Here is a 19,552-nt window from a genome sequence, read left to right on the forward strand (position 1 = left end):
GGTATGGCGAGCTTAATTGAGATTCGTGATGCACTGGCGCTACAAGGGCGCATGGATGCCACGCAAATTAGCCAACAGCTCGCCACGCCGTTGCCATTGGTGAATGCAATGCTGAGCCGCCTTGAAGCGATGGGCAAAGCAATGCGTATCACCGAAGACCCGAGCGATTGCCTGACGGGGAGCTGCAAGAGCTGCCCTGAAGGGAAGAAATGTGTTCGGGAAGTGTGGGCGTTGCGCGCATAGGTGGAGGGTGTCGCTTACGCTAATCCCCCTATAAAACCCGCAAATTAACTGTAACGCGTGCGAACCGACATCCGACATTAACCAAGCTGCTTTTGAAACGCCTCAAGCGCCAGGCACACATCCTGTGGATGCGAAATAAATGGCGCATGAGCCGCTTTCGGGAAAATCACTGCTTCGCTTTGCGGCCACTGTTCATCTAACAAACCCGCGATTTTACGCGGCACCAGCCCATCCAGATAACCGTATAAACGCAAGAACGGTACCGTAAGCTGGCGCAAAGGCTCGCGTAAATCTGCAGTCTTGAGAATTTCCAGCCCACCGTTTAACACCTCAACACCCGGCATTGGTTGCTCAAGCACTACCGCTTTCAAACGGCGAGCGTCCTGGCGTGCGGTTTCTGTTCCCAGCGTCTGGAGCGCCAAAAAGCGCTCAACGGTACGCTGAAAATCTTCACTCAATTGCTGCTGGAAACCTGCCAGCACTTCAGGCTTGATGCCCGGCCAGTCACCTTGCGCGGTGAAACAAGGCGAGGACGCGATAGTCACCAGCCCTTTCACACGCTCCGGATGACTTAATGCAACCTGACTTGCCACCAGCCCGCCCAGACTCCAGCCAAGCCAAATCGCCTGCTCTGGCGCCTGCGCCAACACGATATCAGCCATTTCCTCCAGTGAGAGCGCCCCGAAACTCTGGCTGCGGCCATAGCCCGGCAAGTCGACAAGATGAAGACGAAAATGCGAGCTTAATTCCGCACAAATGCAATGCCACACTTCCGCATTCAGCCCCCATCCGTGCAGCAGCACAAGATCATCTTTCCCTTCACCTTTTGTCTGCCACCAAAGCTTGCTCATCAGTTACTGTTCTCATTTTTATCTGCAAGGAAGCGAATATGCTAACAATCCCAGGGCTATGTTGGCTATGCCAGATGCCACTCACCTGCGCGCATTGGGGACTTTGTTCATGCTGCGTTAAAGCATTACCCGTTCCACCGCCCTGCTGCCCGCGCTGTGGATTACCTGCCACACATACAAAATCGCCCTGCGGCCGTTGCCTGCAAAAACCACCGGAATGGGATGCGTTGTTGTTCGTCACGGATTATGGCCCACCGCTAAGTCAGCTTATTCAGCGGTTTAAATTTAACGCCACTGTCGCGCTGGCTCCGGCGTTGGCGCGTTTAATGCTGCTGCGTGTACTGCAAGCAAAACGCTTTAGCCAGTTGCCGAAACCTGATTGCATCGTGAGTGTTCCATTGTATTCGCGTCGTGCCTGGCGGCGTGGTTTTAATCAAAGCGACCTGTTGGCAAGACAGCTTTCACACTGGCTGCAATGTGACTATATGCCGCGAGGGTTGCTGCGGATCCGCGCCGCGCAGGTGCAGCATCAACTGAACGCACGTATGCGTCGCAACAATCTTAAAGGTGCTTTCAGGGTTGATTTTCCAGTGGCTGGGCGCCATATAATTATTGTGGATGATGTCGTCACGACGGGCAGTACGGTGGCGGAAATTGCGCGAATGCTGAAAAAGCAGGGCGCGGCGACTATCCAGGTGTGGTGCCTTTGTCGAACCTTGTAGACCCTCGATGATGGGCGTATTATAACCGACTAAAATAGTCAACTATTGAGCAATCGTTATGATCCGTATTTCCGATACAGCACAATCCCACTTTGCCAAACTGCTGGCAGGTCAGGAAGAAGGGACGCAAATTCGCGTATTCGTCATTAATCCTGGTACTCCAAATGCGGAGTGCGGGGTTTCTTACTGTCCGCCGGATGCGGTAGAAGCGTCAGATACCGCCCTCAAATTCGAGCAGTTGACCGCGTATGTCGATGAACTGAGCAAACCTTATCTTGAAGATGCTGAAATTGATTTCGTCACCGACCAGCTTGGCTCACAGCTGACGCTGAAAGCGCCAAACGCCAAAATGCGTAAAGTTTCCGATGATGCGCCTTTGATGGAGCGCGTTGAATATATGCTGCAAGCGACGGTAAACCCACAGCTGGCAGGCCACGGCGGTCGCGTTACGCTGATGGAAATCACTGATGAAGGTTTTGCGATTCTGCAATTTGGCGGCGGTTGTAACGGCTGTTCAATGGTAGACGTGACCCTGAAAGAAGGCATCGAAAAGCAGCTGCTGGCTGAGTTCCCGGAACTGAAAGGCGTTCGCGATTTGACCGAACACCAGCGCGGCGAGCATTCGTACTATTGATTGATGTGTCGGATGGCGCTTGCGCTTATCCGACCTACAATTACGTATGCTTTTGTAGGTCGGATTAGCATAGCGACATCCGACATTTCTCTTATCTTTTCTTACGTCGCTTATCCAAATCCTTCAGCAACTTATTCACTTCTTCATCGGCGAACATCGCCTCAAGCGAAGTCGATAACTTGCGACGCCAGTTCTTATACTGATAGCTGGTGCCTGGAATATTCACCGGCTCCGCCATACCCAACCAATCCTCCGGCTGCAGGCCCAGTAACGCACTGTTGCTGTCGGCAATGTAACGCTGCATTCCACGATTAAGCGTTGATGTCATCGCCATCATTGAAGCCTTGTGTCCGGCGCGTTTTGGCAGACAACCATATTCATGCAGCCCATCCAGTAAACCTTGTTTAGCCCGTTCACGATCCTGATACAGCTCAGTCAACATCTCGTCGTCAGGATAAAGCCCAAGCGTTTTGCCCAGAGCCAGGTCACCACTTTCCCAGTAACCCCGCAGCGTCGGCAAATCATGAGTGGTTGCGACTGCCATGGATTGTTTCGGCCACGATTTCGGGGAGCGGAACTGTTTTTCGTTGTCGTGCTCGAAATAGAGCACTTTGTACGAGTAAACCCCGCTGTCGCGCAGCTTACCAACGATCTCAACCGGCACAGTACCCAGATCTTCACCGATCACCATGCAGTTATGACGCTGACTTTCCAGCGCCAGGATCGACAAGAGATCGTCAACCGGGTAATGCACATATGCGCCTTTATCTGCGGTTTCACCGTAAGGGATCCACCACAAACGCAACATCGACATCACGTGGTCAATACGCAATGCACCGCAGCTGGTCATATTGGCGCGCAGCAATTCGATAAATGGCTGATAGGCACGCGCCGTAATCACATGCGGGTCCATCGGTGGTAAACCCCAGTTCTGTCCGAGCGGACCGAGAATATCCGGCGGGGCCCCCACCGAGGCTTTCAGGCAGTAAAGCTCGCGATCACACCAGGTTTCAGAACCGCCTTCGGCAACACCTACCGCTAAGTCGCGATACAGGCCGATTGGCATTTTAAAGCCCTGGCTGGTTTGCCAGCATGCATCGAACTGAACGTAGGCCAGGTATTGCAGCCACAGATAGAAATTCACTTCGTCACTGTGTTCGGTGCAGAACTCTTTTACTTCAGGATTATGCGCATCGCGGAAACCTTCCGGCCATACCGGCCAGCCCCAACGCATTTCATCTTCTTTAACCTGGTATGCGTGCAGCGCATCGAAAGCGGCCTGGTAATAGAGGCTATCACCGCCTTCCTGCACAAACTTCTGGAAGGCGACCACTTGTTCGTCACGCGCACCGCGCCGCGAAAACTGCTTCCACGCCATGCGCAGAGCAGCCATCTTCAGCACGGTCACGGTGGAATAATCCACCCATTGCGCATCACGGGCTTCATTCAGCATTTGCTGCGTGACCGGCATTTTCCACCAGTCTTGCGCTTCATCACTGAGCAAGAAATCATCGACCGCATTCACGTCGATATAAATCACATTCAACCAACGGCGAGAAGACGGGCTATACGGGCTGGCGCTTTCCGGGTTTGCCGGATACAGCGCGTGGATTGGGTTCAGGCCAATAAATGCCCCGCCCCGTTTTGCGACATCCACCAGCATGCGCTGTAAATCGCCGAAATCGCCAATTCCCCAGTTATGGGCGGAACGTAAGGTATAAAGCTGAACGCACGCGCCCCACAGTTTTTCATCCTGCATCAGTGCCGCAGGTTCATAGCAGCGTTTTGGCGCAACAATCACGCGGCACTGCCAGTGGTGTTCATTCTGGCTGACCGTCAGGTCGTGGTAGCCTTCCGCCAGCGCGGCAGGCAGAGTCAGTTTTTTGCCTGCCAGTGCATGGCCTTTATGCTGCTTACCGTCTTCGGTCGTCAACTGCCAGCTGTAATCACCGTTACCTTCCAGCACCGTCGCCATGCGAGTGCCGGAAGTAAACAGCAGCACATTTGCCACTGGCGTCACCGCCACCTTTTTCAAGGCGGTGGTACGGCTCATGGCATCCAGCAAACGCTGCTTGGTATCCGCAGGAATAGCCTGCGGTTTGCCGTGGGCGTTAATGTAGTTTGGGCTAATTCCCGCCTCAAGGGCGGCGTTATCAAGACGTTTGCTGTCCATGCGTTCCCTTAGCGTTTTGCCTGCCAGATACGTTGCTGATAATCACGGATAGAACGATCGGAGCTGAACATGCCGCAACGAGCCGTGTTAAGAATGGCGGCGCGCGTCCAGGCTTCCTGGTCGAGATACAGTGCATCCGCCAGTTTTTGCGCTTCGGCGTACGCGGTGAAATCTGCCATCACCAAATACGGGTCGCCGCCTTGTTTACCAATGCTGTGGAGCATCTGGTCGAACGCATGTTTATCGCCATCGGCATAAATGCCCTTCTCCAGCTCTTTGAGCACCGCATCCAGCGTTTTATCTTTCTTACGCCATTTCACCGGATCGTAGCCTTTGGCTTTCAGCGCTTTTACTTCTTCCACAGTGTGGCCGAAGATAAAGATGTTTTCCGCGCCCACTTTCTCGGCGATTTCCACGTTCGCACCATCCAGCGTACCGACCGTCAACGCGCCGTTAAGTGCCAGTTTCATGTTGCCGGTGCCGGATGCTTCTTTACCTGCGGTAGAGATTTGTTCAGAAATATCCGCCGCTGGGATCATCACTTCCGCCGCAGAAACGCAGTAGTCAGGCAGGAACACCACTTTCAACTGATCGCCAACGATCGGATCGTTATTGATGGCGTGAGCGACTTTGTTGATCGCGAAGATAATATTTTTGGCGAGGTAGTAACCCGGTGCCGCTTTCGCACCAAACAGATACACTCGCGGCACGCGGGCGGCTGTTGGGTTCTCACGAATTTCTTTGTACTGCGCCAGGATATGCAGCAGGTTCAGGTGCTGGCGTTTGTATTCGTGCAGGCGTTTGATTTGCACGTCAAACAACGCATCCGGGCTTATCACGATGCCAGTACGCGTTTTCACAAACGCCGCCAGCTTCACTTTGTTCTGATATTTGATGTCGCGGTATTCTTTGCGGAATTTCGCGTCATCGGCATATTTTTCCAGCCCTTCCAGCACATCCAGATCGTTAGCCCACTCTTTCTTGAGTTTCTTATCAAGCAATGCTGCCAGCGCTGGGTTGCACTGTTTGATCCAGCGGCGCGGTGTAATACCGTTGGTGACGTTATGGAATTTGTTCGACCATAACTGGTGATATTCCGGGAACAGATCTTTGACCACTAAATCTGAGTGCAGCGCCGCAACGCCATTCACGGCGAAGCCACTGACAACACACATATTCGCCATGCGAACTTGTTTGTCGTGCACAACGGCCAGTTTCGCCCAGACAGCCTCGTCGCCCGGCCAGGTTTTATCCACCAGCTTTTTAAAGCGAGCGTTGATCTCATTGATAATCTGCATATGGCGCGGCAACAGCGCTTTCACCAGCTTCTCGTCCCAGCACTCCAGCGCTTCAGGCATCAAAGTGTGGTTGGTGTAAGCGAAGGTTTTGCTGGTGATGGCCCATGCGTCGTCCCAGCTCATCTGGTGCTCGTCAATAAGCACACGCAGCAGCTCTGGAATCGCGATAGTCGGGTGGGTGTCGTTCAGCTGAATCACTTCGTAATCAGCCAGTTCTTTTAGCTTGCGCCCTGCTAAATGGTGACGACGTAAAATATCGCCCACTGAACACGCACACTGGAAATACTGCTGCATCAGGCGCAGTTTCTTGCCGTTCAGATGGTTGTCGTTCGGGTAAAGCACTTTAGTCAGTTTTTCAGCGTCGATGCCCTGCTGTTCTGCTTTCAGGAAATCGCCGTCGTTGAATTTGGTGAGGTCAAACGGATGAGCGTGTTTTGCCTGCCACAAACGCAGCGGTTGCGCCACGCCATTACGGTAGCCGAGAACAGGCAAATCCCAGGCTTCGCCATGGAAGATAAACGCCGGTTCCCAACGCGTGGTGTCGCCGTCTTTAATCACTTTACCGCCAACACCCACTTGTACATCGAGCGCTGCATTATGCTGGAACCATGGGTAGCTGCCGCGCTTCCAGTCATCAGGCGCTTCCATTTGATGACCATCCTGGAAGGACTGGCGGAACAGGCCATATTGATAATTCAGACCGTAACCAATCGCGGACTGGCCAACCGTTGCCATAGAGTCCAGGAAACATGCCGCGAGGCGTCCCAGACCACCGTTGCCCAATGCTGGATCAGTTTCTTCTTCCAGCAAATCGGTCAGGTTGATATCGAATGCTTTCAGTTCATCCGCCACTTCCTGATACCAGCCAAGGTTCAGCAAATTGTTGCCCGTCAGACGACCAATCAAAAACTCCATTGAGATGTAGTTGACGTGGCGCTGTTTCTTCTCAGGTTTAGCGACCGGCTGCGCGGCCAGTAATTCTGCAAGTGCACCGCTGACGGCATGCCACCATTGTTGCTGAGTCATTTCAGCGGCGGAATGCAGTCCATAACGCTGCCACTGACGTGTCAGTGCAGCCTGAAATTGTGCTTTATTGAAGGTCGTCTGTGACATAGGGGCTCGGGTCCTGTGATGTTCTAATTTCATTACCCGTTAGTGTGCCGGGTGGCCTGGGCTTATTCCTCCTCCTGAGGGGGATTAGGGAGGGAGGAGTAGCGGGGAGTAGCTAAAAATGTGATCGCCGCCACTTAACGTTAGGTGCTTGCTGGCAGAATGCCCACCAGCACTGAGTTTTTGCTTCGACCTAATCTACGCCTCGATTGGATTCATCTAATCAATAGATTTGTGACAAAGTGCAACTTACAACGTCTGAAACCCTTAACAATCTTGCAATAAGCCGCAATCTGGTCGACCTTGTAGTTAGTATTAATTACGAAGCGTGAAAAAAATCGCATTCGTGCATATCTCATACACAGTGAAGTGATTGACCATGCTGATCCCCTCCAAATTAAGTCGTCCAGTTCGTCTGGAAAATACAGTGGTCCGCGACCGGCTGTTGATGAAATTATCGACAGCTAATAATTATCGACTGGCACTGATAACCAGCCCGGCGGGTTATGGAAAAACAACCCTGGTTTCTCAGTGGGCAGCAGGGAAAAATGAACTTGGTTGGTACTCTCTGGATGAGGGTGATAACCAGCAAGAACGCTTTGCCAGCTATTTGATAGCGGCGATTCAGCAAGCGACCTCAGGCCATTGCGTCACCAGTGAAGTCATGGTGCAAAAACGCCAGTACTCAAGCCTGAATGCTTTATTCGCCCAGCTCTTTATTGAAATGGTGGAATGGCATCGCCCAATGTTTTTGGTGATTGATGATTACCATCTGATCACCAACCCCGTTATTCATGAAGCTATGCGCTTTTTTATTCGCCACCAGCCAGAAAATATGACGCTGGTCGTGTTGTCGCGCAATTTGCCACAACTGGGTATCGCCAATTTACGCGTGCGCGATCAACTGCTTGAAATTGGTAGCCAGCAACTCGCGTTTACCCATCCGGAAGCAAAACAGTTCTTTGACCACCGGCTGAACTCGCCACTCGAACATAGTGACAGCAACAGCCTGTGCGATGACGTCGCAGGCTGGGCGACTGCGCTGCAATTAATCGCACTTTCCGCACGGCAAAACAGCAACTCCTCACCTCATCATTCTGCACGCCGTCTTTCGGGCATTAACGCCAGCCACTTATCTGACTATCTGGCCGATGAAGTGCTGGATAATGTTGATGCGCAAACCCGCAACTTCCTGCTGCGAAGTTCCGTGCTGCGTTCGATGAACGATGCATTGATTGTGCGCGTAACGGGCGAAGAAAACGGCCAGATGCGTCTTGAAGAAACGGAGCGGCAAGGACTGTTTATCCAACGCATGGATGACAGCGGCGAATGGTTCCGTTTCCATCCGCTGTTTGGCAATTTCCTGCGCCAGCGTTGCCAGTGGGAACTGGCGACAGAACTTCCGGATATTCATCGCGCCGCCGCAGAAAGCTGGATGGCGCAGGGTTTCCCAAGCGAAGCTATTCACCATGCCCTTGCCGCAGGCGACGCCACCCTGCTGCGCGACATCTTGCTGCATCATGCCTGGGCACTGTTTAATCACAGCGAACTCACATTGCTGGAAGAGTCGTTAAAAGCACTGCCGTGGGAAAGTTTGCTGGAGAATCCAAAACTTGTTTTGTTGCAGGCGTGGTTGATGCAAAGCCAGCATCGCTACAGTGAAGTTAACACCCTACTGGCGCGCGCTGAACAAGAAATGAATGTCGTGATGGATGATGTCATGCACGGCGAATTTAACGCATTACGCGCTCAGGTTGCCATTAATGACGGCAACCCGGATGAGGCAGAACGCCTTGCCATGATTGCGCTGGATACGCTACCGCTGGCCAGTTTTTACAGCCGGATTGTCGCGACTTCTGTACACGGCGAAGTGCTGCACTGCAAAGGCGAGCTCACCAAATCGCTGTCAGTAATGCAGCAAACTGAACAAATGGCACGCCGCCATGACATGTGGCATTACGCGCTGTGGGGTTTATGCCAGCAGAGCGAAATCTTGCTGGCACAAGGCTTCCTTCAGTCTGCCTGGGAATCGCAAGAGAAAGCCTTCGCCCTGATTGAAGAGCAGCATCTTGAGCAACTCCCCTTACATGAGTTCCTGCTCCGTATTCGTGCGCAGCTCCTTTGGGCATGGTCGCGTCTGGATGAAGCTGAAGCCAGCACGCGCATGGGCCTGGAAGTGCTTTCCGGCTACCAGCCGCAACAGCAATTACAATGTATGGCGCTGCTCGTGCAATGTTCACTGGCGCGCGGCGACATGGATAACGCACGTAATCACCTGAACCGCCTGGAAAACCTGCTGGGTAATGGCTCGTTCCACAGCGACTGGGTTTCCAACGCCGATAAAGTCCGTGTGATTTACTGGCAAATGACGGGGGATAAAAAATCTGCCGCCAACTGGCTGCGCCTGACGCCGAAGCCAGAGTTTGCCAATAACCACTTCCTGCAAAGCCAGTGGCGTAATATCGCACGTGCACAAATTTTGCTGAGTGATTTCGAACCCGCCGAAATGGTGCTTGAAGAGTTAAACGAAAACGCCCGCAGCCTGCGCCTGATGAGTGACCTTAACCGCAACCTGCTACTGCTAAACCAGCTTTACTGGCAGGCCGGGCGTAAAAGCGATGCGCAACGCGTGCTGCTGGAAGCGCTAGCGCTGGCGAATCGCACCGGGTTTATCAGCCATTTTGTGATTGAAGGCGAAGCGATGGCGCAGCAGTTACGCCAGTTGATTCAACTCAACACATTACCCGAACTCGACCAGCATCGTGCGCAGCGCATTTTGCGTGAAATTAACCAGCATCACCGCCATAAGTTCGCCCATTTTGATGAGAACTTTGTTAACCGTTTACTGACGCACCCGGAAGTACCGGAGCTTATCCGCACCAGCCCGCTGACACAGCGTGAATGGCAAGTGCTGGGACTGATTTATTCAGGCTACAGCAATGAACAAATCGCCGGCGAGCTGGATGTGGCGGCCACGACGATTAAAACGCACATTCGTAATTTGTATCAGAAACTGGGCGTGGCACACCGCCAGGACGCGGTGCAGCACGCGCAAAAATTGCTGAAGATGATGGGTTACGGGGTTTAAATTACCCTCACCCTGAGGGAGAGGGTATAGAACGGTTTTCTCCCTCTCCTGGGGGAGAGGGTCGGGGTGAGGGCAAAAAACTCACGACGCCAGCGATAACGCAGCTTTAGAGCCCCACTTTCCCAGCCACTGCGCCACCCGCGCCTGCTGCTCTTCGTTTAACCACATCCCTAATTTGGTACGACGCCAGATAGCATCATCCACGCCGCGCACCCACTCGTGTTCAACCAGGTAGCGCAACTCGGCCTCATAAAACTCATGCCCGAAATCTTCGCCTAACTCGTTGATGCTGGTGGCACGGCCCAGAATCAAATCACTGTTGCTGCCGTAAGTACGTGAGTAACGGCGTGCCAGGCTTTCGGTCAGGAACGGGTAACGGCGGCGCAACTGCGCGGCGTAATCATCCCGGTCACCATTGATATCGCCACCCGGTAAAGTGCAACCTTTGGTCCATGCAGGTCCCATTTTCGGGTAATAGCCTTTCAACTTCTCCAGCGCGTGTTCCGCAAGTTTACGATACGTGGTGAGCTTGCCGCCAAACACAGACAACAGTGGAGCTTTGCCCTGCTCGTCATGGATATCAAGCGTGTAGTCACGCGTAATAGCTTGCGGTGAATCAGACTCATCATCACACAGCGGTCGCACGCCAGAGTAAGTCCAGACAATGTCCTCGCGGCTCAGTGTCTTTTTAAAGTGCGCGTTATACGCATTCAGCAGGTAATTGATTTCGTTGTCATCAATGTGAACATTTTTCGGGTCGCCCTTATATTCCACATCAGTGGTGCCAATAATCGAAAACTCATCCATCCACGGGATCACAAACACAATGCGCTTATCTTCGTTTTGCAGAATGTAAGCCTGCTTCTGGTTGTGCACGCGTGGCACGACGATATGGCTGCCTTTGATCAGGCGGATGCCATATGGCGAAGGCAACTGGAGGCCATCATCAAAGAAGTTCTTCACCCACGGACCGGTGGCATTGACCAGACCACGAGCTCGCCAGGTAAAGGTTTCGCCAGTATCAATGTCCTGCGCTTCGACAATCCAGTGGCCGTTTTCACGGCGAGCGCTGGTGGCACGGGTGCGGGTTTTCACTTCCCCACCTTCACGCGTCACCATCTGCGCGTTCGCTAACACCAGGCGGGCATCGTCTACCCAACAATCAGAATATTCGAAACCGCGCACAATATTAGGTTTCAGGACAGAATCTGCGCCAAAACGCAAACTGGTGGACGCAGGTAAACTGGTGCGCTTACCCAAATGGTCGTACATAAACAGGCCAATTCGAATCATCCACGCCGGGCGCAGATGTGGGCGATGTGGCAAACGAAAGCGCATCGGGAAAGCAATATGTGGAGCCATATTCAGCAGCACTTCGCGCTCGGCTAATGCTTCACTCACCAGGCGAAATTCGTAATGCTCCAGGTAGCGCAGGCCACCATGAATCAATTTCGAGCTATTCGATGATGTGGCACTGGCCAGATCCTGCGCTTCAAGCATCAACACGGATAAACCACGGCCTGCGGCGTCAGCGGCGATACCTGCCCCGTTAATTCCTCCGCCAATCACAATCAGATCTTTAGTTTCCATGTTGCCCTCACACGCTTTCGTTAAAGTTCAAATATGTTCGTTATCGCTCATACTAGCAAGAGTACGCGCGGTTTGTAACGAAAAAAAAACATTACTGCGTGATATGGATAACATAATGACGTTAATATACTCGAGCTACTTCAAGATGCAGGTAGGCGGCAAACGAATGAATCCCGATGAGCTTACTGTAGTAAGTGATTCGGGTGAATGAGGGCAGCCAACAACCCTGCAACTTGAAGGGCGACGGGTATATCAGCGGCCAGAGGGCAGATTCCCTTAATATAGCGCAAAGCAATTCAATAAAATGACGAGCAAAACCATGGAAACTTTTGAGTGTATTGGTGTGGAAGAAGCGCACCAGAAGTTGCAGCAAAAACACGCTGTGTTAGTGGATATCCGCGATCCACAAAGCTTTGCGATGGGCCATACGCCGGGCGCGTTCCATCTGACTAACGATCGTTTAGTGGCCTTTATGCAGCAAACCGATTTTGAAACCCCTGTCATGGTGATGTGCTATCACGGCAATAGCAGCAAAGGTGCGGCGCAGTATTTGCTGCAACAAGGATACGATCAGGTGTACAGCGTCGATGGTGGTTTTGACGCATGGCACCGTCATTTCCCGGCAGAAGTCGAACACGGCACGTCTTAAATTGTTGTGCGACTGCCTTACCCTAAATAATTCGAGCTGCATCAAGGCGGCAAGGGAATGAATCCCGATGAGCTTACTTAAGTAAGTGATTTGGGTGAATGAGTGCAGCCAACAAAGATGCAGTTTGAAGTATGACGGGTATACTCATTTCTTTTGTACGGATTTGGTTGAAACCTTATGATCATGATTACCTCGTTTGCCAACCCGCGAGTCGCGCAGGCATTTGTCGACTATATGGCGACGCAGGGGATTATCCTCACGATTCAACGGCATGAACAAAGCGATATCTGGTTGGCGAATGACAGCCAGGAATCACGCGTTCGTACTGAGCTTGAACAATTCCTCGCCAATCCTGGTGATTCACGTTATCTGGCCGCAAGCTGGAATACCGGCCACACTGGCAGCGGCTTGCAGTATCAACGCTATCCGTTCCTCGCTACGATTACGCAGAAAGCTGGTCCCTTCACAATGGTGATCATGGCCGCCTGTGTGCTGGTCTACCTGATGATGCAAGTGATGGGTGACCGTGCGGTTATGGTCTGGTTAGCGTGGCCGTACAAAGACAGTTTGCACTATGAATTGTGGCGCTATTTCAGCCATGCTTTGATGCACTTTTCTATTATGCATATCGCGTTTAACTTACTGTGGTGGTGGTACCTCGGCGGCCCTGTGGAAAAGCGCCTCGGCAGCGGAAAACTCATCACATTAACGTTGATTTCGGCTTTATTGAGCGGTTTTGTACAGGCTAAATTTGGTGGCCCGTTGTTTGGTGGTTTGTCCGGTGTGGTTTACGCGCTGATGGGTTATGTCTGGCTGCGTGGCGAACGTGACCCTGACAGCGGCATCTATATGCAGCGCGGCCTGTTAGGCTTTGCAGTACTGTGGATTGTGATAGGATTTTTCGATGTTTTAGGAATGTCTATCGCCAACGCTGCACACATCACCGGCCTGGTTGTTGGGCTTGCGATGGCGCTGGTTGATACAATGCATGCGCGAAAACGAACATAGCATTTCAGGAGAATAAAACAGCGTGAAGCAAACACAACGTCATGATGCGATTGTCGAACTGGTTAAAAAACAAGGCTATGTCAGCACAGAAGAGCTGGTTGAACAGTTTGAAGTGAGTCCACAAACCATTCGCCGTGATCTGAACGATCTCGCCGAGCAGAATCTGATCATGCGCCATCACGGTGGCGCAGCACTGCCTTCTAGCTCTGTGAATACGCCGTGGCATGACCGTAAAGCGACTCAGACAGCGGAAAAAGAGCGTATCGCCCAGAAAGTCGCCAGTCAGATCCCTAACGGTGCCACGCTGTTTATTGATATCGGTACCACGCCGGAAGCCGTCGCGCATGCGTTGCTAAACCACAGCAATTTGCGCATCGTGACCAACAACCTGAACGTGGCGAATACGCTCAAAGTTAAAGAAGACTTCCGCATAATTCTGGCGGGTGGCGAATTACGCAGCCGCGACGGCGGAATTATCGGCGAAGCGACGCTCGATTTTATCTCTCAGTTCAGGCTGGATTTCGGCATTCTGGGGATCAGCGGCATCGACGGTGACGGCTCATTGCTGGAGTTTGATTACCACGAAGTTCGTACTAAACGCGCAATTATTGAAAACTCACGCTGTGTGATGCTGGTTGTCGATCACTCTAAATTCGGCCGTAATGCGATGGTGAATCTGGGTAGTATTAGCCTTGTCGATCAGGTTTATACCGATGTGATGCCACCCGCAGGCGTGATGCAGGTGATTGCCGAGAATAACGTGCAACTGGAGTTGTGCTGATATTTGCGTGAGAACAACCCTCACCTCTGCCCTCTCCCTGAGGGAGAGGGGGAATACGGGGCTAGTCCCCTCGCCCCTTTGGGGAGAGGGGAATAATTACAATCTCACCGGCTTAATATGCCAAATCTCATCGGCGTATTCCTGAATCGTCCTGTCGGATGAGAAATACCCCATGTTGGCAATATTGTGCATCGTGCGGATCGTCCACTCTTCCGGCTGGCGATACAGCTCATCTACCCTATCCTGGCAATCCACATAACTGCGGTAATCTGCCAGCACCTGATAGTGGTCACCAAAGTTGATCAGTGAGTCCAGCAGGTCGCGGTAGCGCGTCGGTTCGCCCGGACTGAACGTGCCCGTACCGATTTGCGTCAGCACCTGGTGCAGCTCTTCATCTTTTTCATAGTATTCGCGCGGCTGATAGCCTTTACGCCGTAGCGTTTCGACCTCTTCCGCCGTATTACCAAAGATAAAGATATTATCCGCCCCCACATGTTCCAGCATTTCAACGTTTGCCCCATCCAGCGTGCCGATGGTCAGCGCGCCGTTCAGGCCAAACTTCATATTACTGGTGCCGGAAGCCTCGGTTCCCGCCAGAGAGATCTGCTCGGAGAGATCAGCCGCCGGGATAATGATCTGTGCAAGGCTAACGCTATAGTTCGGGATAAACACCACTTTCAGGCGATCTTTCACCACCGGATCGTTGTTGATCACCGTCGCCACATCATTGATGAGGTGAATGATGTGTTTTGCCATGTAATACGCTGACGCCGCTTTACCGGCGAAGATATTCACGCGCGGCACCCAATCGGCTGTCGGATCGGCCTTAATGCGGTTATAGCGTGTAATCACGTGCAGCACATTCATCAACTGGCGCTTGTACTCGTGAATACGTTTGATCTGCACATCAAACAGCGCATTCGGGTTCACCACCACGTTGAGCTGCTGGCCGATATAACTTGCCAGACGCTTCTTGTTGGCAAGCTTCGCCTTACGCACATCCTGATGCACCGTTGGGTAATCAATATGCTGTTTCAGGTCATTCAACTGGCTCAGGTCAGTACGCCAGGTACGGCCAATGTTTTCATCCAGCACTTCTGAAAGCGGCGGGTTAGCCAAAGCCAGCCAGCGACGCGGTGTTACGCCATTGGTTTTATTACAAAAACGCATCGGGAAGATTGCGGCGAAATCGGCAAATAGCGACTGCACCATCAGGTTGGAGTGCAGCTCTGAAACGCCGTTAACTTTGTGGCTGACCACAACCGCAAGCCACGCCATACGCACTTTACGGCCATTCGACTCATCAATAATCGAAGTACGCCCCAGCAAAGCAGTATCGTTTGGATGCTGCTCCTGCAACGTTTTCAGGAAGTAGTCGTTAATCTCGAAGATTATCTGCAAATGGCGCGGCAAGATTTTGCCGAGCATATCAACCGGCCAGGTTTCCAGCGCCTCGCTCATCAGCGTGTGATTGGTATAGGAGAATGCCTGGCAGCAAACTTCAAACGCATCTTCCCAGCTGAACTTATGCTCGTCGATAAGCAAGCGCATCAGCTCAGGGATCGCTAATACCGGATGTGTGTCGTTGAGGTGAATGGCGATTTTATCCGCCAGATTGTCATAGGTTTTATGCAACTGGAAATGGCGGCTGAGAATGTCCTGCACGGTGGACGACACCAGGAAATACTCCTGGCGCAGACGGAGTTCACGGCCTGAATAGGTCGAGTCGTCCGGGTAGAGCACGCGCGAGACGTTTTCTGAATGGTTTTTATCTTCGACTGCCGCGAAATAGTCGCCCTGGTTAAATTTACCCAGGTTGATTTCGCTACTCGCTTGCGCATTCCACAGGCGCAGCGTGTTGGTTGCATCGGTATCGTAGCCAGGGATTATCTGGTCATACGCCACCGCGAGGATCTCTTCAGTTTCTACCCAGCGGAATTTTTTCGCTTCCATCTGCACTCGCCCGCCAAAGCGCACTTTGTAGCGCGTGTTGTGGCGTTTGAATTCCCATGGATTTCCGTATTCGAGCCAGTAATCCGGCGACTCTTTCTGGCGGCCATCGACGATATTTTGTTTAAACATACCGTAATCGTAGCGAATGCCGTAACCACGGCCAGGCAAGCCGAGTGTTGCTAATGAATCGAGGAAACAGGCGGCGAGACGACCGAGCCCGCCATTACCGAGGCCGGGGTCGTTCTCTTCGTCAATCAACTCTTCAAGATCCAGCCCCATCTCTTCGAGCGCGTTTTTGACGTCATCATAAATTCCCAATGACAGCAGTGCGTTGGAGAGCGTGCGGCCAATCAAAAACTCCATCGACAGATAGTAAACCTGGCGAACTTCCTGGGAAAGCTGAGCACGGTTAGAGCGCAACCAGCGCTCTACCAAACGGTCGCGAACCGCAAACAACGTGGCGTTGAGCCACTCATGTTTGTTCGCGATAACCGGATCTTTCCCGACAGTAAACATCAGCTTATAGGCGATTGAATGCTTGAGTGCCTCTGTACTGAGCGTCGGTGACGAATAGGAAAAAGGTGCGTTCATATCAGTGATTCCTGGTGGATGGCTACAGCAAACGTTGATACAAGTCGCGGTAAGAGTGCGCCGCTACCTGCCAGCTAAAATCCATGCCCATTGCCTGACGTTGAACAAATCGCCACAGCGAAGGGCGAGACCACAACACGAAGGCACGTCTGATCGCTCTTAACAGCGACCAGGCATTACTGTCTTCAAACACGAACCCACTGGCGATACCATCTGCCAGGTTTTCCAGCGAGCTGTCAGACACAGTATCTGCAAGCCCGCCCGTGCGCCGCACCAGCGGCAAAGTGCCGTACTTCAAGCCATACAATTGCGTTAAACCACAAGGTTCAAAACGGCTTGGTACCATAATCACATCAGCCCCGCCCATAATGCGGTGCGAGAATGCTTCGTGGTAGCCGATTTGCACCCCCACTTGTCCTGGATGTTCCGCCGCTGCCGCAAGGAACCCCTCCTGCATTACCGAATCACCCGCCCCCAGTAATGCCAGTTGCCCGCCTTGCTCGAGTAAACCCGGCAACGCTTCCAGCACTAAATCCAACCCTTTCTGGCTGGTTAAACGGCTGACCACTGCAAACAGTGGCGCTTTGTCGTTAACTTTCAGCCCCATGGCTACCTGCAACTGCCGTTTGTTTTCGGCCTTTTCTTCCAGCGAGTCGCGGGTGTAGCGAGAAGCCAGAAGTAAGTCATGGGCCGGGTCCCAGATTTTTTCATCCACGCCATTGAGGATACCGGACAAACGTCCCTCACGATGGCGCTGGCGCAACAATCCTTCCATTCCGTAGGCAAATTGCGGTTCGGTTATCTCGCGGGCATAAGTCGGGCTGACCGCCGTAATATGATCAGCATAGTAAAGGCCAGCTTTCAAGTACGAAATTTGACCATTAAACTCCAGACCGTTGATGTTGTAGAACGACCAAGGCAGATCAATTTCATTCATATGATGGGCATAAAACAGCCCCTGGTACGCCAGGTTGTGGACGGTAAATACCGACTTTGCCGGGCGACCACGCGCTTCCAGGTACGCAGGCACCAGGCCCGCATGCCAGTCATGCGCATGCACGATATCCGGGCGCCAGAAGGGGTCCAGACCACATGCCATCTCAGCACCTACCCAACCCAGCAATGCAAAACGCAGCACGTTGTCGGTGTAAGCGAACTGATTGGTATCGTGATATGGGCTGCCGGGGCGTTCGTATAAATGTGGAGCGTCAATGAGGTAAATCCCCACGCCGTTGAAGTGGCCATATAACAAAGTCATATGACCCGCGAAGGTGTCGCGGTGTGCAACAACCTGTGCATCAACAATGCCACGACGAATATCAGGGAAAGCAGGCAGCAGGACTCGCGTCTCCACCCCGCCTGCAATTTGTGCCGCCGGTAACGCGCCAAGCACATCTGCCAGACCACCCGTTTTCAGCAGTGGAAACATTTCAGAACATACATGTAAGACCTGCATTATCGCTCCCGTATGGAAAGTCGCAGCGCTCTCATCAAGTAAACTTCAGGAGCGCCAAACGATAAAACTTCACCGTGCAACCCTTGCTGCACGGTGATCAATCCTTTAAAACTTAACCAGGCAGCTTGGCCAGCATTTCACGGGTGACAAGCACAATACCTTCTTCAGAACGGTAGAAACGGCGCGCATCTTCTTCGGCGTTTTCCCCGACGACCATCCCTTCAGGAATGACGCAGGCGCGATCGATAATGCAACGACGCAAACGGCAGGAACGCCCGACGACGACATCCGGCAACAATACTGACGAGTCAATATTGCAAAACGAGTTAACGCGCACGCGTGGGAACAGCACCGACTGAACCACCACCGAGCCCGAAATAATGCAGCCGCCAGAAACCAGTGAGTTCAGCGTCATGCCGTGGCTGCCGGAGCGGTCTTGCACAAATTTAGCCGGAGGCAACGGCTCCATATGCGTGCGGATTGGCCAATCCCGGTCGTACATATCCAGCTCTGGCGTTACCGAAGCAAGGTCGAGGTTGGCTTTCCAGTAGGCTTCAAGCGTCCCCACATCACGCCAGTAGGGTTCGGCATCCGGGTCTGATTGCACGCAAGAAAGTGGGAATGGGTGGGCGAAGGCCGAGCCGGATTTCATGACATACGGAATGATATCTTTCCCGAAATCGTGGCTTGAGTTTTCGTCTTTATCGTCAGCTTCCAGCAGTTCGTAGAGGTAATCGGCGTCAAAAACGTAGATCCCCATGCTGGCGAGCGCTTTGCTGTCGTCACCAGGCATAGACGGTGGGTTAGCCGGTTTCTCAACGAACTCGATAATTTTCTCTTCGTTATCAACCGCCATCACGCCAAATGCTGAGGCTTCATGGAGTGGAACTGGCATACAGGCCACGGTACAGCGCGCACCTTTTTCCACATGGTCAATCAACATGCGCGAGTAATCTTGCTTGTAGATATGGTCACCCGCGAGGATAACCACATACTCCGCTTTGTAGCGGCGGATAATATCGAGGTTCTGCGTGACAGCATCGGCGGTGCCGCGATACCAGTTTTCACCATGCACACGTTGCTGCGCCGGGAGCAAATCGACAAACTCGTTCATCTCTTCGCTGAAGAATGACCAGCCACGCTGAATATGCTGTATCAACGTGTGAGACTGATATTGCGTAATCACGCCAATACGACGAATACCTGAGTTAATGCAATTCGACAGCGCAAAATCAATAATCCGGAACTTGCCACCAAAGTGGACAGCAGGCTTGGCGCGCGTTGAAGTCAAATCTTTCAATCGGGTACCGCGCCCACCAGCCAGAATCAGGGCGACAGATTTATTTGGCAGTTGTCTTGCCAACATCAGAGGATCGTTCTTATCAAGCCTAACCATGACTGACTC

Annotated in this window: 14 protein-coding genes; 7 read left to right on the forward strand and 7 right to left on the reverse strand. The window is 52.5% G+C overall.

Going from position 1 to position 19,552, the window contains the following annotated elements; genetic code table 11:
• Positions 1–3: 3 nt before the first annotated feature.
• On the forward strand, positions 4–243 hold the full coding sequence (gene feoC / locus M975_RS17395; RefSeq protein ID WP_064561159.1) for a [Fe-S]-dependent transcriptional repressor FeoC: 240 nt from the start codon (positions 4–6) through the stop codon (positions 241–243).
• 77 nt (positions 244–320) lie between these two features.
• Here feoC and bioH read toward each other — a convergent pair whose 3' ends face one another.
• A complete protein-coding gene (bioH, locus tag M975_RS17400) occupies positions 321–1,094 on the reverse strand; it encodes a pimeloyl-ACP methyl ester esterase BioH (protein WP_064561160.1) in 774 nt (257 codons plus the stop codon).
• A gap of 38 nt (positions 1,095–1,132) precedes the next feature.
• Here bioH and gntX point away from each other — a divergent pair, with 38 nt between their 5' ends.
• The gene (gene gntX / locus M975_RS17405) at positions 1,133–1,816 is read left to right on the forward strand and encodes a DNA utilization protein GntX (RefSeq protein ID WP_064561161.1); all 684 of its coding nucleotides are present in this window, start codon (positions 1,133–1,135) and stop codon (positions 1,814–1,816) included.
• A gap of 58 nt (positions 1,817–1,874) precedes the next feature.
• The gene (nfuA, locus tag M975_RS17410; protein WP_064542768.1) at positions 1,875–2,450 is read left to right on the forward strand and encodes a Fe-S biogenesis protein NfuA; all 576 of its coding nucleotides are present in this window, start codon (positions 1,875–1,877) and stop codon (positions 2,448–2,450) included.
• 91 nt (positions 2,451–2,541) lie between these two features.
• On the opposite strand, the gene malQ is transcribed toward nfuA, so the two are convergent.
• Both malQ and malP read right to left on the reverse strand, forming a co-directional pair.
• Positions 2,542–4,623, reverse strand: a complete 2,082-nt coding sequence (gene malQ / locus M975_RS17415) for a 4-alpha-glucanotransferase (protein ID WP_064561162.1) — start codon at positions 4,621–4,623, stop codon at positions 2,542–2,544.
• 8 nt (positions 4,624–4,631) lie between these two features.
• The gene (gene malP / locus M975_RS17420; RefSeq protein WP_064561163.1) at positions 4,632–7,034 is read right to left on the reverse strand and encodes a maltodextrin phosphorylase; all 2,403 of its coding nucleotides are present in this window, start codon (positions 7,032–7,034) and stop codon (positions 4,632–4,634) included.
• A 376-nt stretch (positions 7,035–7,410) separates the two neighbouring features.
• Between malP and malT the strand changes: the two genes are divergently transcribed.
• Positions 7,411–10,119, forward strand: a complete 2,709-nt coding sequence (gene malT / locus M975_RS17425; protein ID WP_064561164.1) for an HTH-type transcriptional regulator MalT — start codon at positions 7,411–7,413, stop codon at positions 10,117–10,119.
• 81 nt (positions 10,120–10,200) lie between these two features.
• On the opposite strand, the gene glpD is transcribed toward malT, so the two are convergent.
• Positions 10,201–11,709, reverse strand: a complete 1,509-nt coding sequence (gene glpD / locus M975_RS17430) for a glycerol-3-phosphate dehydrogenase (protein WP_064561165.1) — start codon at positions 11,707–11,709, stop codon at positions 10,201–10,203.
• A gap of 319 nt (positions 11,710–12,028) precedes the next feature.
• Between glpD and glpE the strand changes: the two genes are divergently transcribed.
• The 3 genes from glpE to M975_RS17445 all read left to right on the forward strand — a co-directional run bounded on the left by glpE (position 12,029) and on the right by M975_RS17445 (position 14,147).
• Positions 12,029–12,358: a thiosulfate sulfurtransferase GlpE gene (gene glpE / locus M975_RS17435; RefSeq protein WP_064561384.1), complete on the forward strand. Its 330-nt coding sequence runs from the start codon at positions 12,029–12,031 to the stop codon at positions 12,356–12,358.
• A 177-nt stretch (positions 12,359–12,535) separates the two neighbouring features.
• Positions 12,536–13,366 (forward strand): rhomboid family intramembrane serine protease GlpG, encoded by an 831-nt coding sequence (glpG, locus tag M975_RS17440; protein WP_064561166.1) that lies wholly within the window; start codon positions 12,536–12,538, stop codon positions 13,364–13,366.
• A 22-nt stretch (positions 13,367–13,388) separates the two neighbouring features.
• A complete protein-coding gene (locus M975_RS17445; protein WP_064561167.1) occupies positions 13,389–14,147 on the forward strand; it encodes a DeoR/GlpR family transcriptional regulator in 759 nt (252 codons plus the stop codon).
• Positions 14,148–14,243: 96 nt separating this feature from the next.
• Here M975_RS17445 and glgP read toward each other — a convergent pair whose 3' ends face one another.
• The 3 genes from glgP to glgC form a co-directional block, all read right to left on the reverse strand.
• On the reverse strand, positions 14,244–16,691 hold the full coding sequence (gene glgP, locus M975_RS17450) for a glycogen phosphorylase (protein ID WP_064561168.1): 2,448 nt from the start codon (positions 16,689–16,691) through the stop codon (positions 14,244–14,246).
• 22 nt (positions 16,692–16,713) lie between these two features.
• Positions 16,714–18,147 (reverse strand): glycogen synthase GlgA, encoded by a 1,434-nt coding sequence (glgA, locus tag M975_RS17455; RefSeq protein WP_064561169.1) that lies wholly within the window; start codon positions 18,145–18,147, stop codon positions 16,714–16,716.
• A 112-nt stretch (positions 18,148–18,259) separates the two neighbouring features.
• Positions 18,260–19,543: a glucose-1-phosphate adenylyltransferase gene (gene glgC / locus M975_RS17460; RefSeq protein WP_064561170.1), complete on the reverse strand. Its 1,284-nt coding sequence runs from the start codon at positions 19,541–19,543 to the stop codon at positions 18,260–18,262.
• Positions 19,544–19,552 lie beyond the last annotated feature (9 nt).

This window comes from Buttiauxella brennerae ATCC 51605 (assembly GCF_001654925.1).
In the GTDB taxonomy this organism is placed as follows: domain Bacteria; phylum Pseudomonadota; class Gammaproteobacteria; order Enterobacterales; family Enterobacteriaceae; genus Buttiauxella; species Buttiauxella brennerae.